This is a genomic window from Paraburkholderia sp. FW306-02-B (assembly GCF_058782725.1).
The window spans coordinates 3,240,729-3,260,420 of the sequence record NZ_JBYSXZ010000001.1 but is presented as its reverse complement, the minus strand read 5'-3'; the positions used below and the strand labels follow the sequence as shown (position 1 = coordinate 3,260,420).

The window sequence follows — 19,692 nt, the reverse complement described above, 5'->3', positions numbered from 1 at the left end:
GCCACTGCGCTGCACAACAAATCTGGGAAACCAGGTGAGAATTAGACCTTGATTGCCCGCAGCATAGGGATAAAGCGCGCCGGACGATGCGGTCAATGCGAAAGAATCATATGCCGGATGCGCGCATTACCATAGCTATATTTGTGCAATGCACAAAAATAAAATAATTGTCAAATCGCTCGGGGAGGGTTTACGCTTAGGTGACTTCCTCGCGAGATGACTATGGCCACGCCTGCTCTTCTGGACCGCTATGAACTGCTCGCAGCCTGGCGTCGCCTCATTCCGCATACAGAATTTGTCGAGCGTTACCGCTATGAGCTGGACGAACTCGGCGAGGCTGTTCTGAATCCTTCCCCGTCTGCCAGGCGCCAGATAGTGCTCACAGATGTCTACTGTCACCTGACCGAACACATGGGTCATCTCGCCGCAATGTCGGTGGCTGTTTCGACCCGGTCATTTGGCATCAGGGTCCCGGACGTCGTATGGATGCCGTGCGACAAGTGGGAAGGCTTCGACCGCGACGACCCGGTGCCATTCGTGCCCGACCTCTGTGTCGAGGTGCTTCTCGATAGTGACAGAACCCGTGACATCGACCGGAGGGTCCAGGCCTACCTGGAAGGCGGGGCTGCCGAAGTCATTGTCATCGGCCAGCGTGGAGAGACTGAGTTCTGGGGTAGCAAGGGCCAGCGGCAAAGTTCGATTTTCGGGATAACGCTATCGCTTGACCGCATGTATTTCGAAGAAGGTGACGTGTCCTCCATTCTCAGCGTTCGTTGTTGAGAACGTATCATTCACATGAGGTCCGCACAGGGCGAACGTCATCAGCAGTTCAACACGGCAACTCGTTCGCTTGAATACTTCGCGTAACCATCGCTCGACAAAGCCGTAGAGTGGGCATGAAATTGGCTGCCGGTGGAACCAGCGAACGGGCTGCTTAGGTACTCGCGGAGTCGATGCCACTTAGTCGCCGGGGCTGAGCCGCTTCATCACTTCCTGCTGCGCCAGGCCACTGCAGCGACGCCAACGCGCCAACGTATCGCCTACCGCACAGTCTCTGTCGGTAGCGGCGAAAGCCTCCCCTGCCACCCCCATTTCATTCGGCTCACCATGCGCTCTACGTTCGTCAAATGGCTGTTCATTGTCTGCCTGCTCGGCAGCGGGACGTTCTACTCGATAGGGATACTGATGCTATTCCCTTTCGTCGGAAGGTCCGGTCGCTACTGGCTTGCGGCGCAGTGGTGTCGTGCGATGGTTGCCGCGATGCGCTGGCTACCTGGCATCACCTGTTCGGTGGAAGGACTCGAGCATCTTCCGGAAGGGCCATCAATAATCTTGTGCCGTCACGAATCCACATGGGAGACTCTGGCATTCCTCGCACTGTTTCCACGACGCATCAGCTTTGTGTTCAAGGAAGACCTTCTGCGTATTCCGTTCTTCGGATGGGTGCTGCGTGGCCTCGACATGGTCAGCCTGAATCGTGGTTCGCCGCGCCAGGCCCATCTGGCAGTGACACAGGAGTGTGCCGAGCGGCTAGCAAAGGGCGACGTCGTAGTCATATTTCCGGAAGGCACCCGCGTGCCGCACAGGGCACCATTGAGACTGACGTCGGGTGGCATTCGTCTGGCATGCGCGACCGGCGCTCCGGTCGTCCCTGTCGTGCACAACGCCGGAAAAGTTTGGCCCGCGAAGGGGTGGCCTCACGGGGTGGGGCACATCCGGGTGGTCGTCGGTCCCGCATTCCCTTCCCAAGACACGTCGCAACAGGAATTAAGTCGCGCAGTTCACGACTGGATGAAGGCAGAATTGCTGACGCTCTGACGGCCGCCGTGCCAAAGGTCTTTCGCGTCTGCCATGGTCAGGTCGGAGAGGGGCGGCGTCACGTGACACGCGCTGTGTTGCTCTCGCGGAAAGGTCCTGGGTACTAAGCATCGCAATGTACGCAGACCGAGCGGGTGACCGTCGCTGTCATGTGTTGCCCGGCCGACGAGTGAAGTGCGGGCCATCGTTCTTGATTACCCGACGGCATTATGACGGAGTTACCCCTTGACAGGTGCATCGCATTTTCGGACGAAAGCGATGTCAATTACCTGGGCGGCGAATATCACGTCTTCCTGGATATTGCCGCATGAGACGAAACGCTACCACTCGCGAAAAAGCCGAAAGTGGCGTTGGAGGGGGCGCCGCGTCCGCATCCAGCGCTGCGTGAATAATCATCAGGCAATTTGTCGCATTCGTTAAATTAGACATATTCCGTGCAGCCTCCTTTTCCAAACTATCTTGAGCGTGCCTTTTGGCGACCCATAATCCGGCACTCGCTCTAAACTCGAAGACGCTTTCACGAATTGGCTCGTTTCGAGCGCCAATAGTCGTATGAAATTCAGCGATTGACTTCGCCCGGTATTGCTCAGACTACGGAAACTTGAAACACACGGCGTCCCTATTCCATGAGGGTTTTAGCCATATTTTCATTGCCTGACTTCAATGGACCGTTTTCCCGGTAGAGGTTTGCAATCCATCAAATGCTCGTCTATCGTTTATCAACAATCAAATAGAAGTACCGCTCACCTCATCGTGGGCTTGCTTGGTGTCCGGGGCGGTGTAGTGAACTAAGACTAAGCGGCGACTATGGACACTTGCTTCCAGCACACACTCTCGATACCCCGTCAGTAGCGCCCTACCGCGCGCCATCTCCGGCGTAACGCACGCGCTTGTCTCTACGGCGTCCGAAACATCGAGGCACCACGCCTGTGCGTTTGCTCGTCCTTTGATTCATCCGGAGAGGCGCGTGACGCGGCACGCCGTGCGAAGCCGGTTGTTACCCCGCCGAAACCATTTTCTTCGAAAGAGTATGGCCGTGCGCAGACTTCTTCTTTCCCTGCAGGGCGTGCTGTCGCTTTTGATGGGTCTGAGTGCAGCGCCGAGCGCGCTGACCACGACGACGCTGACTTTCGATGAGTTTCAAACGGGAACCGGTGTTACGAACCAGTACCAGAATCTTGGGGTGCTGGTTTCTGGCGCGACCGCTTTAGCGGCCAAAGCCAGCCCTTGGTCTGCCAACACCCCGCCGAACATAGCCTACTCGCCACTTGGCCTGATGTCGTTCACCTTGAACCCCACCATCACCGGCAACGTTCAATCGGTGTCGGCCTACCTCTCGGAGGGCGTGGGGGTCAATGTCGGCATCTACGCCTATGACGCTTCGGGTGCCCTGGTTGGGCACGCGATTGCGCCCGCCGATGCCGTTAATACGTTCGTGTCCGTCACCTCCACGGGCAACCCGATTGCCATGGTCCAGATTCATGACGGTCGAGGCGCCTTCTTCGGGGTCGATACTGTGACGTTCACCACTGCGGCCGATGCGATACCGATAGCCAATGGCGGGCCCACGCGGGACGCAGAGGTAGGGCACCTGGTCACGCTGAATGGCAGCAAGAGTTATGACCCGGACACTCCGCCGCAGCCGTTGGCATTTCTCTGGACGCAGGTCTCAGGTCCAGCCGTGACGCAGTCGGGCGCAACCACGGCCACCCCGACGTTCAGGCCATCGGTCGCGGGGGTGTACGTGTTCTCGCAGGTCGTCAATGATGGCCAGAGCGGCAGCAAACCCGCGACGGTGAAAGTGGATGTTGAGCCAGCAGACAGAGGTTGGAAAGGCCGCCCTCGGTCTTGCTCAATGTTCGAAAGCAGCAGGCACCTCCGTGGCCGTCTGCGTTTTCTCGATAGCGATGAATAACTCGTCAGTTTCGCCCCTCGTTGGAGGTCCCCATGAATGACTCGGTCCCGCTCGTCAACAGAGCATTGCAGGCATTGACAATCGCGATATTGGTTACAGCGGTATTGGCGGGATGCGGGGGTGGCGAGAGTGCCGGTGCGGCCGGCTCCGCAACGACCCATGATTCGGTTTCGTCGACACCGGCAAACGGCGGATAGAACGCCTTAGGCAGTCGACGCCGCACTTACCGCGACGTTTGTGTCGTCACACGCAGTAAACAACGTATTAAATGGAGGCATCAAATGATTGCACGTTCTCTCGTCTCTTCGCGCTGCGGCTTCCCGCAGCCAAAACATCGGTCAACTTATCGCAAGGTGCTGCGCTCCATCCTGTTGTCCGCAGCGGTAGGGTTCAGTGCGTGGTCGGTTGGTCACGCCACGCGGGCGGAAGCGCAGGCGCTATTCATCGGCGATGCCGGGGACAACTCCGTCAAGCAGTTCGACGTTTCAAACGGAATCTATCCTGGCGCTTTTGTCGCTGCAGGTAGTGCCGGGCTGAACGGGCCCAGGGGGATGATTTTTACGGATGGGCAACTCGTGGTCGTCAATCAGAATGTAAACCGAAACCTTTCCGGCGAGGTTCTGCGATTTGACGGCACGACAGGCACATTTGTCGGCAAGCTTGTCGCCTCGAGCGACCGAAGCGCGCCCTTCGCGCCGCGCGGCATCGTGCGCGGGGGGCCCGGCAACCACTTTTACGTGGCCGATTTCGGCGACCAGGCTAGCAACTGCAAGAATGAAGGCAACGTCAAGGAATATAACGATACGGGCGCATTTCTGGGGAATCTAGACCGGAGAGCATTCACCGACGAATTCCATCCGCGCGGCGTGGTGTTTGGCCCGGACGGTCTTCTATACGTCTCGTCGTCGGGTTGCCTGGACCCGACGGACCCGCTTTTTAAGCCGTTGCCCGGATACATCTTGCGCTTCAATGCCAACATCGGAAAATTTGTTGATGTGTTTGCGTCCACCGCCACTGTTGCGGATTTACATCGCCCCGAAGGCCTGGTCTTCGACGGCGCAGGCAACGTGTGGGTGACAAGCTTCCGCGCGAGTACGAGCGATAGCGACAAAATCCTCAAACTCGATGGCAAGACCGGTGCGCTCGTCGATGAGCTCGTGTTATCTACGCCTCCCCAACCCAGGGCCTTTGCCCAGGCACTCATTTTTGGGCCCGGCGGCAATCTGTACATCCCCATCACTGGCAACACCCCCTCGACGACAGGTCAGTTGCGGCGTTGCGACCCCACGACCAAGGTGTGCGACGTCATCGTCAAGGCCAACGGCCCCCTTCAGCAACCGTGGTATTTAATCTTCAGGAACAGCGACCCCGGGACGCTTAACTACGGGAACTAGAAACTACGTGAGGCATGGGCAGGATGGGCCTGGCAAGCTGTCAGGCCTTGCTTGTTGACAGCGAGTGTTTCAACGCGGCAACGCGGAGCAGCTCCAGCGGAACGCCTAGCGTTAAGGCGCCGGCCTGAATTGCGTGTTGTTTCCAGTTAAACCCTCGGGAGACTGCCATGTGCGTGATGCCGGCCTCGTTCTGCTGCTTTTGGAGCAATCGTCGAGGTTGTGCAGCAAAAGCGATTCGTGCGTTGGCGCATGGCATCGACGGTTTTGAAGAACGAATGGCCCTCCATGGGCCATTTGTTGTTTCAGGCCTTCGGAATGCCGGACGCTAGCTGTGGTTATCGACCCACGCACGTGCCCATCGCTGTCCCGCGAGTTGAGCCTCTTCTTCCGTTTCGAAATAGGCGAGAACGGCCGAGGCTTCGACGAGCTCGTTGTGTTGCGTGATGGTCCCGCTTCCGGCGTATCGCCCATGCTGAAGGATGTCTTCCTGCCTGGCTATGGCATGCCCCCAGATGCGGTAGCTTTTCAGTCAATCCCTGTGCACGTCATCTGAAATATAGCTCCTCTAGCTCCGGTATATCTTCACCCTTTAGGTTTCGTATCCCAGTAACGAGCGCCTGATGCGCGTCTAAAACTTCAACGCATTTTCTTTCGATAAAATATTTCGTTTTTTGCACGGTAGCCGCGGCCTTATCGTTGCGGTCCTTGATTGAGTCGAAGTCCCGAAATACGAGCGGGGTGCGCAAGTCGGGGTCCGGATGGTTGGGTATGCTGAATTCCCTCCACACATTCTTGGCGATGGGAGGAGGGTTGCCTTGAAATCGTGATTTGAATTTTATGTTGGCAACTTTTCGCCCGTCTTTTAACGGGACTTCGCAAGACGCGAGAACAGAATGGATGTTCGTTGAATACGAGTCATGGGATTTGTGAGTGGTGCCGCTTAACGCGATGGCATCTTCGATAAGTTGGAAACACTTCAGGACATCAGCCGAATCCAAATCAGCCGGAGAAGTGCTCAGGAAGCGTATGCACTGTGAGGATAGTTTGGCGGAATTCAGCAAGGCAATGAGAGGGCGGACGGTGTTCTCCCCGACGGGGCATTCGAGAGACCGTAGTGCCGCTTCAAGAAGTCCGCCACGCTTGACTCCGGCAATGTCGAAATCGACAACAGCGTCACGCACTCTCATCTTGCCGACGATTCGCCGGAAAACCTGGAGCGATACGCCTGTACGTGTCCAGGTATGATTCGGAAGCGGTTGGTCGGCTAAATCCATACAAAACGAGCATTTATGCTCGCTCGCTCAGTTGGTCACAGTTCACTACAGGACATATCCGGACGTACGCGATGATCTGGCCCGTGCTCGACGCGTATTCGTTGAGGGTGGTATTGCCCGCATCGGTCAGTGTGGGCATGCGCAGCACGCCGTTCAGCAGGGTTTGCGGCGAGGCCGGAAAGCGTCTTTTAAAACAAGGCCCTGACGATGATGTAGGGGCTGCCTGACAGGCTAAAAAGAAGTGTTGTGAACTGTTATTTCGCCGCTCGATGAAGCGATCGAGGGAACCGGCGAGCTCGGCGCCGGACCGTTTTGGGATGCCGGCAAGCTCGCCGGACACGGCGACTCGACGGCTTGCTCGAACACAATCGCGGCGTGTGTTTCGCCCGCCTCGCGCTGTCCAATTCGCCGGCAAACCCCACTTTTTGCACATGTGCCGCCGGGATCGGTAAAATGTTGGGTTGATCCACGGAAACTTGCCGTGGCGTAGCGGAAGGATTCCCCGAACATGACTGATCTTCGTCTTACCAAGCGGTTTGCAGTAATGCTGATGGCAGGCGGGCTGGTCGCCGGCTGCGGTACCTCGTCGCCGACCAAAATCGACTACAAGAGCGACTCGAAATCGAAGCAAGCGTCACTTGCCGTACCGCCGAACATGATCGATGAGACGTCCGATCAGCGTTCGTTGCCCCCGCAAGGCGGCGAAACCTCGCTGTCCACGCTCAAGCAGGTGCAGGCGCAAGCGCCGGCCGCGAACACGGTGGCAGTCGTGCCGCCCGTTACCGGCATGCATATCCAGCGCGACGGCACCGAAAGCTGGCTGGTGATCGACAACAAGGCGCCCGACCAGGCGTGGGCGCAAATCCGCCGCTTCTGGCAGGAACAGGGCTTCCTGCTGGTGGTCGACCAGCGCGACAAGGGCGTGATGGAAACCGACTGGAACGAAACTCACGCACAGATCAACGAAGGCCTGATCCGCGGCACGCTGTCGAAGGCGATGGGCAACAGCTATGTGACCTCGGAGCGCAACAAATACCGCACGCGTCTCGAAGCGGCGCCCAGCGGTGGCACCTATGTGTTCGTCAGCCAGAAAGGCATGCGCGAGGCGCTTACCGGCACGAACAACGAATCGAGCAAGTGGGAACCGAAACCGAACGATCCCGGCCTCGAAACCGAATATCTGAAGCGCCTGATGGCTTCGCTGGCGCTCGCCGATTCGCGGGCCAAGTCGGGCGATACGCAAGCCGAGCTGTCGCCGGCCGGCGCGCAAACGGCGCCGAATGCCGCCACGGCGGGTGCGAAGTCGGCGGCTGCGGCCACCGCGGCGCAAAACGTCGCGCTGTCGGCGCAGCAGCCAATGCCTGACGCGGACTCGACGAATACCGCGGCGCAGTTCTCGTCCACCGAGTTGACGCTCGGCGAGCCGTACGACCGTGCCTGGCTGCGCGTGGGCCTCGCGCTCGATCGCAGCAACTTCACCGTCGACGATCGCGATGTCGGCCGGGGGCTGTACTTCGTGCGCTACGTCGATCCGAAGGATATGACTTCGGCGGAGCAAGGCTTCTGGAGCCAGGTGTTCCATGGCAAGAAGGAAAAGGTCGCCAAGCAGTATCGCGTGAACGTGCGCGCGGTGACGCCGGACCAGACCCGTGTGGCAGTGGTCGACGACAAGGGACAGATCGATCAGAGCGCGCCGGCCAAGCAGATCATGAGTCTGATGGTCGACCAGTTGCACTGAACGAAGCCTTAGTACGCAAAAGCGCTGTCTGAAAACCCGCCCGGAATGCAAACCGGGCGGGTTTTTTTATGCTTCGCGCCATTGGCCGTGGACGCGTGCCTTGCTGCGCACGCGTTTTGCTTCCGTGCAGGCATACCGGTACAAACCGGCTTATCGACGGGGGGTGGCCATGTTTGACGTGATTCCTTACTGGATGTGGGTGGCGAGCCTGCTCGCCCTGGCACTCGTGTGCGGCGCAGCACTGGCGCCGCCTGAACCGCGGCGGCCGACCGGACTGCGGACGCGGCCTACGGCGCAGCGTACGAAATGACCGGTGCCTTGAAATCAAAGCGCTTCACAAGCGCTTGAAGCAGCGCCTCGCGGCCGGCGCGTGCGGCCGCATGTAACGTGACGTTACGTCGGTGACGTAACGCTCGAAGCGCTCGAAACGCCTTCCATCGCTCGTCGTCAGACGCTCGGAACGCAGGGAATTCTAATAATAATCAATGCCTTGCGAACCATTTCTCATGGTGCGCCACCACTGGCACGCAAGCTGCTTACTAAGACTCATGGGGCCGGATGAGCATCGCCGACGTGAGTTTTGCGGCGAGTCTCAGCCCGGCGGTTCCCAGACCATTCCAGCACCGGCCGACGAACCGGTGCTTAGCCGATGACGGCCTGCGCGCGTGGCGCGCGGCCTCGGTGGCCCCGTCGCCTATCCTCGTAAGGCGACGGTTTTGCCCGCACTCCATTGGAGTGCGGGCTATTTTTTGTGCGCGGGAATTGATGCGATCGGTAGATGCGGCGACGCTGAGGACGTTGCCGAGGCGGGGATTCAGGTGTCGGCGCGGCGCGGTCCGACCCACGGCAGCCGTTTGACCACGCCGGTAGCGAGCGCGGTGCCGACCAGAATCACGCCGCAACCTTCCAGCATGCCGGGCGACACGCTTTCGCCGAGGAACAGCGCGCCCCACAGAATGCCGAAAATCGGAATCACGAAGGTCACCGTGATTGCACGTGCCGGTCCGGCCACCGCGATCAGGTGGAAGAACAGCATGTACGCGACGCCGGTACACGCGACACCCAGCGCGATCACCGCCCCCCATGCATGCAGCGAGATCGGCGCGGCCGGCCAGTAGATCACGGCGAGCGGCAGCAAAACGATGGTGGCGCCGGTCATCGTGCCGGTTGCGACGGTCAATGCGTCGACGCCGGTCAGGTGCCGTTTCGTGTAATTGGCGGCGACACCATACAGCAGCGTGGCGCCGAGCGCGGCGCCGGCCGCGAGCGCGGTTGTCAGCGGCGTGGCGGCCGAGCCGTTCGGCGCGGCGATCTGATCCCACACCAGCATCAATACGCCGAGAAAGCCGATCACGAGACCGAGCGTGCGCAGCGCGCTCAGGCGATCGCGCAGCCATAGAAACGCGACGAGCGCGCCCCACAACGGCGTGGTTGCATTGATCACCGACGTGACGCCCGCCGACAGCGTCAACTCCGCATACGCGAAGAGACAAAAGGGCGCCGCCGAATTCAGGATGCCGACTACCAGCAGCGGAAAAGCCCGCGTGCGCAGCGTCGTTGCGGACTGGCGCAGCGGCCGTCGCGCGATCAGCACGATCGCAAGGAAGGCCGCGCCGATGCCGACACGCAGCGCCATCAGCGGCGCGACGCCGAAGTCGGTCACGCCGACGCGGATAAACAGAAACGACGCGCCCCATAGGGCGGCAAGGATCAGCAACTGCAACAGGTTTCCAGGATTCATTGTGGTGGCGCCGCGCGCGGTTGAGTCGAGACGCCAGCGCATCGTAGCAGCGCGATCGCGCGAAACGTTTCAGGCTGGGATGAAACGGCAAGATTCGGGAGACCAAAGGCGTCTGATCGTGTGATCGTAAGCGCAGTCGGGGTGCGCGCAAAGCGAGCAATTCTCACGCTGATGTGAGAAAAATTGCGATGAAAGTGAGGCGGAGCGGCGGGCAAGGCAGGCGTGACGGGGTGGGTAGTGGGTGCACGTGAATTTTATTGCGGCAGTGCACCACTTGCGCAAACCTCCCGGGCGAGACAACCGTACGGCCCAAAACAAACCGGGCGCGCCATCCGAAAAGCGCGCCCGCCGATGAACACACGCAGCATTCAGTGCGGAATCATCCCCTGCAAGAAGTTCTGCTGCAGCCAGACGAGCAGGCCGAGTATCACCGTCAGCAGAATCGAATGCTTGAAGGTCTTGGCGAACACGACGCCTTCCTTGCCTTTCAGGTCGGTGGTCGCCACCCCTGTCGAGATGTTTTGTGGCGAGATCATCTTGCCCATCACGCCCCCGGACGAGTTGGTCGCCGCCATCAAAATCGGGTTGAGGTTCAACTGGTTGGCGGCCACCACTTGCAGGTTACCGAACAGCGCGTTGCCCGACGTATCGCTGCCGGACAGGAACACCGCGACCCAGCCGAGGAAGGCGGACACCAGCGGAAAGAATGGTCCAACCGACGCGACACCGAGACCGAGCGTGTAGTTGAGGCCCGAGTAGTTCATCAGGTACGCGAGCCCGACGATCGTCGCCACCGTGAGAATGGCGATACGCGTCTGAACCCAGGTATCCATGATCGCCGCGCCGAATTCGCGCACGCCCGATCCCACCACGAGCGACGTGATGATGGCGGCCACCAGAATCGCCGTGCCGGTGCCAAGCGGCTGGAAGTCCCACACCGCGCTGTACGGCGTGTTGTACAGCGTAATGAAGACGGCTTTGTCGAGTCCCGGCCACGGCACTTTCACGTCGCCGATCAGGAAGATCTTCGTGATGGTCCAGACAATCACCACGACCGAGACGATGATCCACGGATACCAGCCCTGCCCGCCGCTGATCTTGCCACGCACCTCGCCGACGCGGTCGATGTTGATGGCGAATTTCGGATCGGCGGCGGGTTTCCAGACGCGCAGAAAGGTGATCGTCAGGACCAGCGACACCAGTGACGACAACACGTCGGTCAGGCTGTAGTTCACGTAATTCGACGCGACGAACTGCGTCAGTGCGAAGCTCGCGCCCGACACCAGCAGCACCGGCCACACGCGCAGCATGTTGCGAATGCCCGCGTATATGCCGATCACATAGAACGGCAGCAGGAGGGCGAAGAACGGTAGCTGGCGGCCGACCATCTTGGCGAGCGAGTCAGCGGGCAGGTGCGTGACCGCGCCGAGCACCGTGATCGGCACGCCCAGCGCGCCGAATGCGACCGGCGCGGTGTTGAAGATCAAGGTGAAGGTGAGCGCCTCGAGCGTCGGAAAGCCGAGCAGGATCAGCAGCGAACTGGTGATCGCGACCGGCGTGCCGAAGCCCGAGATTCCTTCGAGCAGCGCACCGAACGAGAAGCCGATCACCACCAGCACAACGCGGCGGTCGTTCGGCAGGTTGTCGATCATCCACATGCGGAACGCCGCAAAGCGGCCCGAGCGCTGCGAGATGTTGTAGAGCAGGATCGCCGCGAACACGATCCACATGACCGGCCAGCAGGCGAACACCGCGCCCGCGACCACCGAATCGACCGCGAGCCGCACCGGGAACTGCCAGACGAAGATCGCCACAATCAACGCGACGATCAGACCCGCGAGCGAAGCCTGCCACGCCGGCCGGCGCGCCCAGCCGAGCAACAGCAGCACGACGACGATCGGCAGTGCGGCGACGAGGAACGATGGCAATAGCGAATTGCCGACGGGAGTGAGTAGTTGGTGAAACATCGCGTCTCCTTCGTTGTTATTCGAACTCGACGCGGGACTACGCACTACCGGGCGCGTCGCTCTGGTCTGACGGATGGGCGTCGGCGGCCCGTCTGAAAGGCGCGCCGGGGCGCTTATTTAAACGAGTACTGCGTGTGGCAACCCCAAGCATAGAGCCCGGGCGCGGCGCGTCAAGAAGGGAAACTACGGGCGACGGGGACTTTAGCGATGGTGGCCATGGCCGCCCCACGAATAGCCGAAGCCGATCGACAGGGATGGCCCATACCAGCCGGGATAGCCGTAGTAAGCCGGATACACGGGCGGCGGATAGTAAGCGGGGTAGACCGGCGCAACATAGACGGGCGGCGGTGGTTGCGCGACCACATAGGCCGGCGGCAAGTATTGCGCATCGGCTTGTGCTTGTGCTGTCGAGCCGTTAGTCCCCACCGGCACTTCGCGTTGTACCGCAGCGGCGGGGACGGTAGTGTAGTAAGGGTAGTACCCGTACGGGTAATAGCCGTACGGGTAATAGCAACCGGACAAGGTCAAAACGCAGACCGCGCCGGTAAGCGCAATTCCCATCTGTGAAATGCGTGGCATGCGGCGTGGCAGCCGCTGGCTCGTCACGCTGAAGGTATTGATGACGCGGGACTTCATGACGCGCTCCTGTTTGCATCGGACGCCGCTGTCTGGGCGCCATGCCATGAGCTTACGCCGCGGTCGTCCGCGCAGGATTGCAAAACCGTAACGGCTTATTTCACGTCATTGCACAGCGTGTTTGAAGCGGCCGGCGTCATACCCTGGCCAGTCGTCGCGGCGCTTGCAGCCATGCGCGAGCCGCAGCCACGAGCGCGGCTCGCTTCACGTTATTTACTTGCCGACCTGATTGCCGATAATGCCGCCGGCCGCTGCACCGCCGAGAGTCGAAAGCGCGTTGCCGCCGATCGCCGCACCCGCCACGCCGCCGACGCCTGCGCCGATTGCCGTATCGCGCTGCCGTGTGGTCATGCCGTCACACGCCGAAAGACTCGCGACAATCGCGACGATCGCCGCGAGGGTACCGATCTGACGAATCGATTTCATGATTTCTACTCCAGTGGTTATTCGGAACAGGACAGGCTCGCGCCGTCCTTTGTTTGATCTTATCGCCGCAGCCCGTATCCAGATGTGTGCGCTTGTCAGCGAACTGTCGGTTTCGTAATCAAATGTTTCCCATGGAGCAGCATGCGCCGTGCCCGCTCTTGCAGAAACGCAAAAGCCCGCCGGTGGCGGGCTTTGACGCTGCAACGCAGCGGTTCAGGTGGTTCAGGCGGTTTGGGCGGTTTGGGCGGTTCAGCAGCGGGCGCGCGAAACTGCGCCCGCCTTTCCGACCCTTACTGTCGCTGATAAATTTCCGCGCCTTTCTTCATGAACTCGATCGACTTCACTTCCATGCCTTTGCGCAGCGCCTCGTCGTCGGTGACACCCTGTTGCGCGGCGAACTCGCGCACGTCCTGGGTGATCTTCATCGAGCAGAAGTGCGGACCGCACATCGAACAGAAGTGGGCGACCTTCGCCGAGTCCTTCGGCAGCGTTTCGTCGTGGAATTCGCGTGCCTTGTCCGGGTCGAGACCGAGATTGAACTGGTCTTCCCAACGGAATTCGAAACGCGCCTTCGACAACGCATTGTCACGCACCTGCGCGCCCGGATGGCCCTTTGCCAGATCGGCCGCGTGCGCGGCGAGCTTGTACGTGATGATGCCGGTCTTGACGTCGTCCTTGTTCGGAAGCCCAAGGTGTTCCTTCGGCGTGACGTAGCAGAGCATCGCCGTGCCGAACCAGCCGATCATCGCCGCGCCGATGCCCGAGGTGATGTGGTCGTAGCCGGGGGCGATATCGGTGGTCAACGGTCCCAGCGTGTAGAACGGCGCTTCGTCGCACCATTCCAGTTGCAGGTCCATGTTTTCCTTGATCAGCTGCATCGGCACGTGGCCCGGGCCTTCGATCATCGTCTGCACGTCGTGCTTCCACGCGATCTGCGTGAGCTCGCCGAGCGTTTTCAGCTCGCCGAGTTGCGCTTCGTCGTTCGCATCGTAGATCGAGCCGGGACGCAGACCGTCGCCGAGCGAGAAGGCCACGTCATACGCCTTCATGATTTCGCAGATGTCTTCGAAGTGCTCGTACAGGAAGCTTTCCTTGTGGTGCGCGAGGCACCACTTGGCCATGATCGAGCCGCCGCGCGACACGATGCCGGTCATGCGTTTTGCCGTCAGCGGCACGTATTGCAGACGCACGCCCGCGTGGATCGTGAAGTAGTCGACGCCTTGTTCGGCCTGTTCGATCAGCGTGTCGCGGAAAATTTCCCACGTCAGGTCTTCCGCGCGGCCGTTGACCTTTTCGAGCGCCTGATAGATCGGCACCGTGCCGATCGGCACCGGGCTGTTGCGGATGATCCATTCGCGCGTTTCGTGGATGTGCTTGCCGGTCGAGAGATCCATCACCGTGTCGCCGCCCCAGCGGATCGCCCAGGTCATCTTGTCGACTTCTTCGCCAATCGACGAAGTCACCGCCGAGTTGCCGATGTTCGCATTCACCTTCACGAGGAAGTTGCGGCCGATGATCATCGGCTCGCTTTCCGGGTGGTTGATGTTGTTCGGGATGATCGCGCGGCCGCGCGCGACTTCTTCGCGCACGAATTCAGGCGTGATTTCCGTGAGGCCGTTCGGACCGAACGCGCTCGCGCCGAACGCCTGGCCCGGATGCTGGCGGCCCATCATTGCCGCGAGTTTTTCGCCGTTCGGGCCGCTTGTCTTCAGGCTTTCCAGATACGCGGCGCGCTGCTGGTTCTCGCGAATCGCGATGTATTCCATTTCCGGCGTGATGATGCCGCGACGCGCGTAGTGCATCTGCGAGACGTTCTTGCCGGCGATGGCGCGGCGCGGCGTGCGGTGCAGGCCCTGGAAGCGCAGATCGGCGGTGGCGGTATCGGCGGCGCGTTCGCGGCTGAAGTCGCTCGTGAGGCCGGTTAGCGCTTCGGTGTCGCCGCGTTCTTCGATCCAGCGCTGGCGCAGCGCCGGCAGACCTGCGCGAATGTCGATCTTTGCGTCCGGATCGGAGTAGGGGCCCGACGTATCGTAGACGAAGACCGGCGGGTTCTTCTCGCCGCCGAAGCTATCCGGCGTATCGGCCTGGGAGATTTCGCGCATCGGCACGCGGATATCGGGGCGCGAGCCGCTCACGTAGACCTTGCGGGAATTCGGCAGGGGGGCGACAGCGGCTTCATCGACGTGAGCGTCGGCGGAAAGAAACTTCGGATTGGCGTTCATGCATATCTCCTGTGTCGACCAGAGTTGACGCTTTAGCATCTTGCTCTGGTCCCATGCAAAGCAATGTGGGGCCGCTAAGCAGGAGACGAGATGGAAGTTGTCGGATTCGCGAGGGATGAAACGGTAGACCTGGGTGCGAAATCCGTACGCTTCCCTGCGCTGGCATTATCCAGATCAGGTTCAAAGGGTATTTCTCACCCACGCAACACGGACCTCCAACCTCCGTGCGACGCAGGACCCCCGCGTTAGCAGCGCACACGATACACCGGCCGGACGCTGCTTGGCAACCCGTCCTGAAATTATGAGTGGCGGATATAACACCGGTCAGTTGCGGACTATTCTTATGTTGATTGGGCTGCCAGGCTTGATGCGGTGCAACAGCGGCGGTGCAACAGCGGCGGTGCAACAGCGGCGGTGCAACAGCGGCGCGCCGCGAAAGCGCGTTCGTGTTTGTTTGAGTTTGTGGCTTACAGCGTGAAATCGTCGGCGGCTTCGGGTTGAAACAGGATCTGTTCGAGCTTCAGCACTTTTTCCGTACCGCTTGGCGGCGTGAAGCGGATGCGTTCGCCGCGTTTGGCGCCGAGCAAAGCGAGGCCGACCGGCGAAAACACGTTCAGGCGGCCCTGCGCGAAGTCCGCGTTGGGCGGATAGACGACCGTCCAGGTCATGTGCTCGCCGCTGGTTTCGTCGACTAGCGTAGCTTGCGAATTCATCGTGACGACATTCGCCGGAATGTCGCGCGAGTCGACGATGACGGCGCGCTCCAGGACGTCGTCGAGCATGTTTTGCAACCTGGCGTCGGCGCCGGGCGCGGCCGCGTGCTTTTCAAGGCGGGCGACGTCGAGTTCGGTGAGGTAACAGGTTTTCGTCTTTTTCATGACGGGTTCTCCAATTCGATCTGCATGTAACGGGACAGCGTGCGGATGAGATCGGCCCGGAGCCCGACGACGAGGCTCCGGTGAAGGGGGAGCAGCGTTCAGATCGGGCGCCGGGCGGCGGGAAGCGGGAGCGTTCGGGGCGGCTGGCCGAGGCGACGCGGCGATACGTCCGCGCGTGCGCACCCGGTTGCGCGGCGCAGGCGCAAGCGGGTGAAGACACGGGAGATCGGAAAACGCATCGGGGACCGGCGGACAAAGAAGGAAGTTCAGGTGAGCGCCGGATGTAAGCGAAATCGGCGCAATCGAAAGGTGAATGCTAGCACGAGCTGGGACGTCTCTTTGTTCGGTGCTGGGTGCGGGCGGGGCGGTAGAGGTGTTTCTCGCTGCTGCGCGTTAAAGGGCGCCGCGGCCTGTGCCGTTATCCCGTTGGTAGGGGAGGTTGCCGCCCGGTAGCGCGATGGGTGGCATTGATAAGCGCGATGCCGTTTTGAGACGACGTAAGGGGATGTGCTGATGAAAACGAGATCATGGCGATTCGGAGCGCTGACCACGGTGGCGGTGATGGCCGCAATGTTTGCCGGGCCGACTGTGGCGACGGCATCGAGCGGTGGGACGATTGCCTTTTCGGGGGCGATTGTGGCGCCGCAGCTGGAGATTTCTGCCGCGCCGGCCGCGGGCGTTGGCTTGACTGGCGCGCAGGTTAAGCATGGGGCGTCGGCAGTGACGCTGACTTTCAATGCGCCGCCGGGGGTGGCGACTGGTGCTGATGTGGCCTTGCAGGTGAACGGCGGCGCGGCGGCGCGTGATGATGCGATTGCTGCGCGGTTTGTCGATCGCGGCGGGCGTGTTTTTGCCGCTGCGCGGGATGGGCATTATCGGGTCGGCCGCGATGGTGGGGTGTTGTCGCTTTCTGCTAGGAAGGGGAATGGCGTGGGCGCGGAGACGCGGGTGATTGTTGTTGTTAGCTATGATTGATTGCCTTTGGCGGCGGCATTTGTCTGTGTGCCTACGGCGGTGGCCTTTCCTTGAATTGATATTGGTTTATTAGCGTTCCCCCTGTGCGGGGGGCACCTACTTTTCTTTGCCTGCCGCAAAGAAAAGTAGGCAAAAGAAAGCGGCTCAAACCGCTAGCTCTGAAGCGGGTCCCCTGGCCTGGAGGAGGCAGTGGAGCATCTGGAATCGGTGTTCTCGCGCACTCCGCGCTGGTGACAAGGCCGTCATTCTTCCGGCGGCGCTGCGCGCGCCGTAGCGGTACTTCACAAAACCGCCCGCTGTTTTTTTCGCGGGCGTTTCGCTTGGTGCGGTGGCGCGCAATTGCACCATCCGCAGCAATATTCTGCGTCTCGCCGTTTTAATCGCCGGGTGTCACTCTTTCCGCAAATCGTAAATTACTTCGGCGCCCTGCCGAGGCGAAGCCGATGGCCCCCACCAAACCAAAGCGAAGTCCCTGGTTTCCCTGGCAGACCGTTCCGGCGAGCACGCAGTGCGAGGCGGGAAGGATGATGCGGGAAGCGCGTACGCTCCATCGGTTTTGAGAAGCACCGCTGCGGCGCGCGCAGCGCCGCCGGAAGTATGACGGCCTTGTCACCAGCGCGGAGTGTGCGAGAACACCGATTCCAGATGCTCCACTGCCTCCTCCAAGCCAGGGGACCCGCTTAAGAGCTGGCGGTGTAAAGCCGCTTTCTTTTGCCTACTTTTCTTTGCGGCAGGCAAAGAAAAGTAGGTGCTCCCCCGCACAGGGGGAACGCTAATAAACCAATAACAAAACAAGGAAAGGCCACCGCCGGCCACCGCCGCAGGCGTACAGACAGAAAGCGCCGCACGGGCAGAAGAAAGCGCCATACGGAGCAGAAGAAACCGAGAAAAGGCCACCGCCGAAAAAACACAGAAGAATGCCGTCGCCAAAGACAAAAAAACAAAGCCAAACCCCAACACCACAAGGCGCACAATAAACAACACCAGCCACGGAAGGTGGCAAAACACCAAAACCCAATCGCACGCCAACCACCCCGTGCAATGAGCACAAACCCCCTCCCGAGGCGCGCCCAAAGAAAAAAACAAAAATATTATCTAACCGGTTGTCATAACCGGCCCCCACCTTCGACAAACGTGCAGATCCAGATGGAGCACGCTATGCAAACTGCACCGACCCGCCGAGCCAATCGGCCCTTCACGCGAGCGATCGCGCTAACAATCGCGTTGGCAACGCTCGCCGCCAGCGGCCTGGCACAAGCAGCCACCGCAATGTGCACGTCCCACAGCCCATCCCACCGCGTAGCGCTAGTGGAGCTTTACAGCAGCGAAGGCTGCAACAGCTGTCCTCCAGCCGACAACTGGCTGAGCCAATGGAAAAACAGCGACGCCACCCAAAGCATCGTGCCCTTGGCACTACACGTCGACTACTGGAATAGCCTGGGCTGGACCGACCGCTTCTCGCAGCATCGTTTCACCGAACGTCAGCAAACCCTGACTGACCTGGCCGGCGGCCACACGATCTACACGCCCGAAATCTTCGTATCAGGCCGTGAGCTACGCAGCTGGTCGCAACAGCCCAGTTTTCAGAGCCGAATCGAGAAGGTCATAGCCGAACCGGCACAGGCCAACGTCGCCCTGGAACTGAAACCGCAAGCGACGGGCGCATTCAACGTCAACGCACAATTTACCGCCAAAGCGGCCAACTTCGCGACCAAACCCGCGGACACGCTAAACGCTTACATAGCAATCTATGAAAACGCGTTGACCTCACAAGTGCGCGCCGGCGAAAACAGCGGCGTAACCCTGCATCACGAAAGAGTGGTACGGCAATGGATCGGCCCAGTGCCGCTGGTAGCCGGAACCGCGCAAATCCACCGCGACATCCGTATCGACGACGCAGACGTCAGCACCACCGCATCGGCCGACCGTTTCGGCGTAGTCGCCTTCGTCGAAAACGCCGCGACCGGCGACGTATTGCAAGTGGCCGAACTGGCCGCCTGCCATTGATCGCGCCGCGGCTGCCACGCCTCTATTCAACGGAGATTCTCATGGCAACCCCTCACACACTAAGCAAAACCGCGCCGCCCGCGGCGCCGCTCAGCAGCACGATTCATCCGGTGTGGGTGCGTGTCACGCATTGGCTCAACGCGCTGGCGGCCATCGTCATGATGCTGTCAGGCTGGCGCATCTACGACGCCTCGCCGATCTTTCCAGGCTTCACCTTTCCGCCGGCGATCACCCTCGGTGGCTGGCTCGGCGGCGCGCTGCAATGGCATTTCGCGGCAATGTGGCTGCTGGTCTTCAACGGCCTGCTGTACCTCGCGCTGAACCTGATAAGCGGACGTTTCGTGCGCAAGTTCCTGCCGATTTCACCGCGCGCCATCCTGCACGACTTCATCGCCGCGCTGACCGGCAAGCTCTCGCACGCGGATCTGCGCGTCTACAACGCGGTGCAGAAATTCGCCTACCTGTTCGTCGTCTGCGATCTGATCGTGCTGGTGCTGTCGGGCCTCGCGATCTGGAAGTCGGTGCAGTTCCCGCTGCTGCGCGAATTGATGGGCGGCTACGACAACGCGCGCATCGTGCACTTCTGCGCGATGTCGCTGATGGCCGCTTTCATCGTCGTGCATCTGGCGATGGTGGCGCTCGTGCCGCGCTCGCTTCTCGCAATGTTGCGCGGACGCTAAGCAAAGCTTAAGGACATCCAA

At 60.6% G+C, this 19,692-nt stretch carries 16 protein-coding genes, 1 pseudogene and 1 riboswitch; of the genes and pseudogenes, 8 read left to right on the top strand and 9 right to left on the bottom strand.

Annotated elements, in window-relative coordinates:
• Positions 1 to 222 precede the first annotated feature (222 nt).
• From AC3WOG_RS14390 to AC3WOG_RS14375, 4 genes are all read left to right on the top strand, one after another.
• Positions 223 to 780, top strand: coding sequence for a Uma2 family endonuclease (locus AC3WOG_RS14390; RefSeq protein WP_492578626.1), 558 nt, complete (start codon positions 223 to 225; stop codon positions 778 to 780).
• Positions 781 to 1,107: 327 nt separating this feature from the next.
• Entirely contained in the window at positions 1,108 to 1,818 is a 711-nt protein-coding gene (locus AC3WOG_RS14385) for a lysophospholipid acyltransferase family protein (protein WP_492578625.1), read from the top strand.
• 1,036 nt (positions 1,819 to 2,854) lie between these two features.
• Positions 2,855 to 3,733 carry a PKD domain-containing protein gene (locus AC3WOG_RS14380; protein WP_492578624.1) on the top strand — a complete coding sequence of 293 codons (879 nt, stop codon included), beginning with the start codon at positions 2,855 to 2,857 and terminating at the stop codon, positions 3,731 to 3,733.
• Between the two features lie 281 nt (positions 3,734 to 4,014).
• A complete protein-coding gene (locus tag AC3WOG_RS14375; RefSeq protein WP_492578623.1) occupies positions 4,015 to 5,127 on the top strand; it encodes an NHL repeat-containing protein in 1,113 nt (370 codons plus the stop codon).
• Between the two features lie 325 nt (positions 5,128 to 5,452).
• On the opposite strand, the gene AC3WOG_RS14370 is transcribed toward AC3WOG_RS14375, so the two are convergent.
• From AC3WOG_RS14370 to AC3WOG_RS14360, 3 genes and pseudogenes are all read right to left on the bottom strand, one after another.
• On the bottom strand, positions 5,453 to 5,656 hold the full coding sequence (locus AC3WOG_RS14370; RefSeq protein WP_492579805.1) for a hypothetical protein: 204 nt from the start codon (positions 5,654 to 5,656) through the stop codon (positions 5,453 to 5,455).
• A gap of 16 nt (positions 5,657 to 5,672) precedes the next feature.
• Positions 5,673 to 6,401 carry a hypothetical protein gene (locus AC3WOG_RS14365; RefSeq protein WP_492578622.1) on the bottom strand — a complete coding sequence of 243 codons (729 nt, stop codon included), beginning with the start codon at positions 6,399 to 6,401 and terminating at the stop codon, positions 5,673 to 5,675.
• Between the two features lie 64 nt (positions 6,402 to 6,465).
• Positions 6,466 to 6,576 (bottom strand): annotated as a pseudogene (locus AC3WOG_RS14360) (DUF2844 domain-containing protein); the annotation flags it as partial.
• Between the two features lie 333 nt (positions 6,577 to 6,909).
• Here AC3WOG_RS14360 and bamC point away from each other — a divergent pair.
• Positions 6,910 to 8,139 (top strand): NlpB/DapX family lipoprotein, encoded by a 1,230-nt coding sequence (gene bamC / locus AC3WOG_RS14355; protein WP_492578621.1) that lies wholly within the window; start codon positions 6,910 to 6,912, stop codon positions 8,137 to 8,139.
• Positions 8,140 to 8,953: 814 nt separating this feature from the next.
• On the opposite strand, the gene AC3WOG_RS14350 is transcribed toward bamC, so the two are convergent.
• The 6 genes from AC3WOG_RS14350 to AC3WOG_RS14325 all read right to left on the bottom strand — a co-directional run bounded on the left by AC3WOG_RS14350 (position 8,954) and on the right by AC3WOG_RS14325 (position 16,009).
• A complete protein-coding gene (locus AC3WOG_RS14350; RefSeq protein ID WP_492578620.1) occupies positions 8,954 to 9,880 on the bottom strand; it encodes a DMT family transporter in 927 nt (308 codons plus the stop codon).
• Positions 9,881 to 10,248: 368 nt separating this feature from the next.
• On the bottom strand, positions 10,249 to 11,847 hold the full coding sequence (locus AC3WOG_RS14345; RefSeq protein WP_492578619.1) for an L-lactate permease: 1,599 nt from the start codon (positions 11,845 to 11,847) through the stop codon (positions 10,249 to 10,251).
• A 201-nt stretch (positions 11,848 to 12,048) separates the two neighbouring features.
• A complete protein-coding gene (locus AC3WOG_RS14340; protein WP_492578618.1) occupies positions 12,049 to 12,483 on the bottom strand; it encodes a hypothetical protein in 435 nt (144 codons plus the stop codon).
• Positions 12,484 to 12,696: 213 nt separating this feature from the next.
• Positions 12,697 to 12,909, bottom strand: coding sequence for a YMGG-like glycine zipper-containing protein (locus AC3WOG_RS14335; protein WP_492578617.1), 213 nt, complete (start codon positions 12,907 to 12,909; stop codon positions 12,697 to 12,699).
• 290 nt (positions 12,910 to 13,199) lie between these two features.
• A complete protein-coding gene (gene thiC / locus AC3WOG_RS14330) occupies positions 13,200 to 15,131 on the bottom strand; it encodes a phosphomethylpyrimidine synthase ThiC (RefSeq protein ID WP_492578616.1) in 1,932 nt (643 codons plus the stop codon).
• Between the two features lie 133 nt (positions 15,132 to 15,264).
• Positions 15,265 to 15,383, bottom strand: a riboswitch (TPP riboswitch).
• Positions 15,384 to 15,598: 215 nt separating this feature from the next.
• Complete coding sequence (locus AC3WOG_RS14325) at positions 15,599 to 16,009, bottom strand: GreA/GreB family elongation factor (RefSeq protein ID WP_492578615.1); 411 nt, start codon at positions 16,007 to 16,009, stop codon at positions 15,599 to 15,601.
• Positions 16,010 to 16,522: 513 nt separating this feature from the next.
• Here AC3WOG_RS14325 and AC3WOG_RS14320 point away from each other — a divergent pair.
• The 3 genes from AC3WOG_RS14320 to AC3WOG_RS14310 all read left to right on the top strand — a co-directional run bounded on the left by AC3WOG_RS14320 (position 16,523) and on the right by AC3WOG_RS14310 (position 19,671).
• Positions 16,523 to 16,984 (top strand): hypothetical protein, encoded by a 462-nt coding sequence (locus tag AC3WOG_RS14320; protein WP_492579803.1) that lies wholly within the window; start codon positions 16,523 to 16,525, stop codon positions 16,982 to 16,984.
• A 1,158-nt stretch (positions 16,985 to 18,142) separates the two neighbouring features.
• Entirely contained in the window at positions 18,143 to 18,991 is an 849-nt protein-coding gene (locus AC3WOG_RS14315; protein WP_492578614.1) for a DUF1223 domain-containing protein, read from the top strand.
• A 41-nt stretch (positions 18,992 to 19,032) separates the two neighbouring features.
• Positions 19,033 to 19,671 carry a cytochrome b/b6 domain-containing protein gene (locus tag AC3WOG_RS14310; RefSeq protein ID WP_492578613.1) on the top strand — a complete coding sequence of 213 codons (639 nt, stop codon included), beginning with the start codon at positions 19,033 to 19,035 and terminating at the stop codon, positions 19,669 to 19,671.
• Positions 19,672 to 19,692 lie beyond the last annotated feature (21 nt).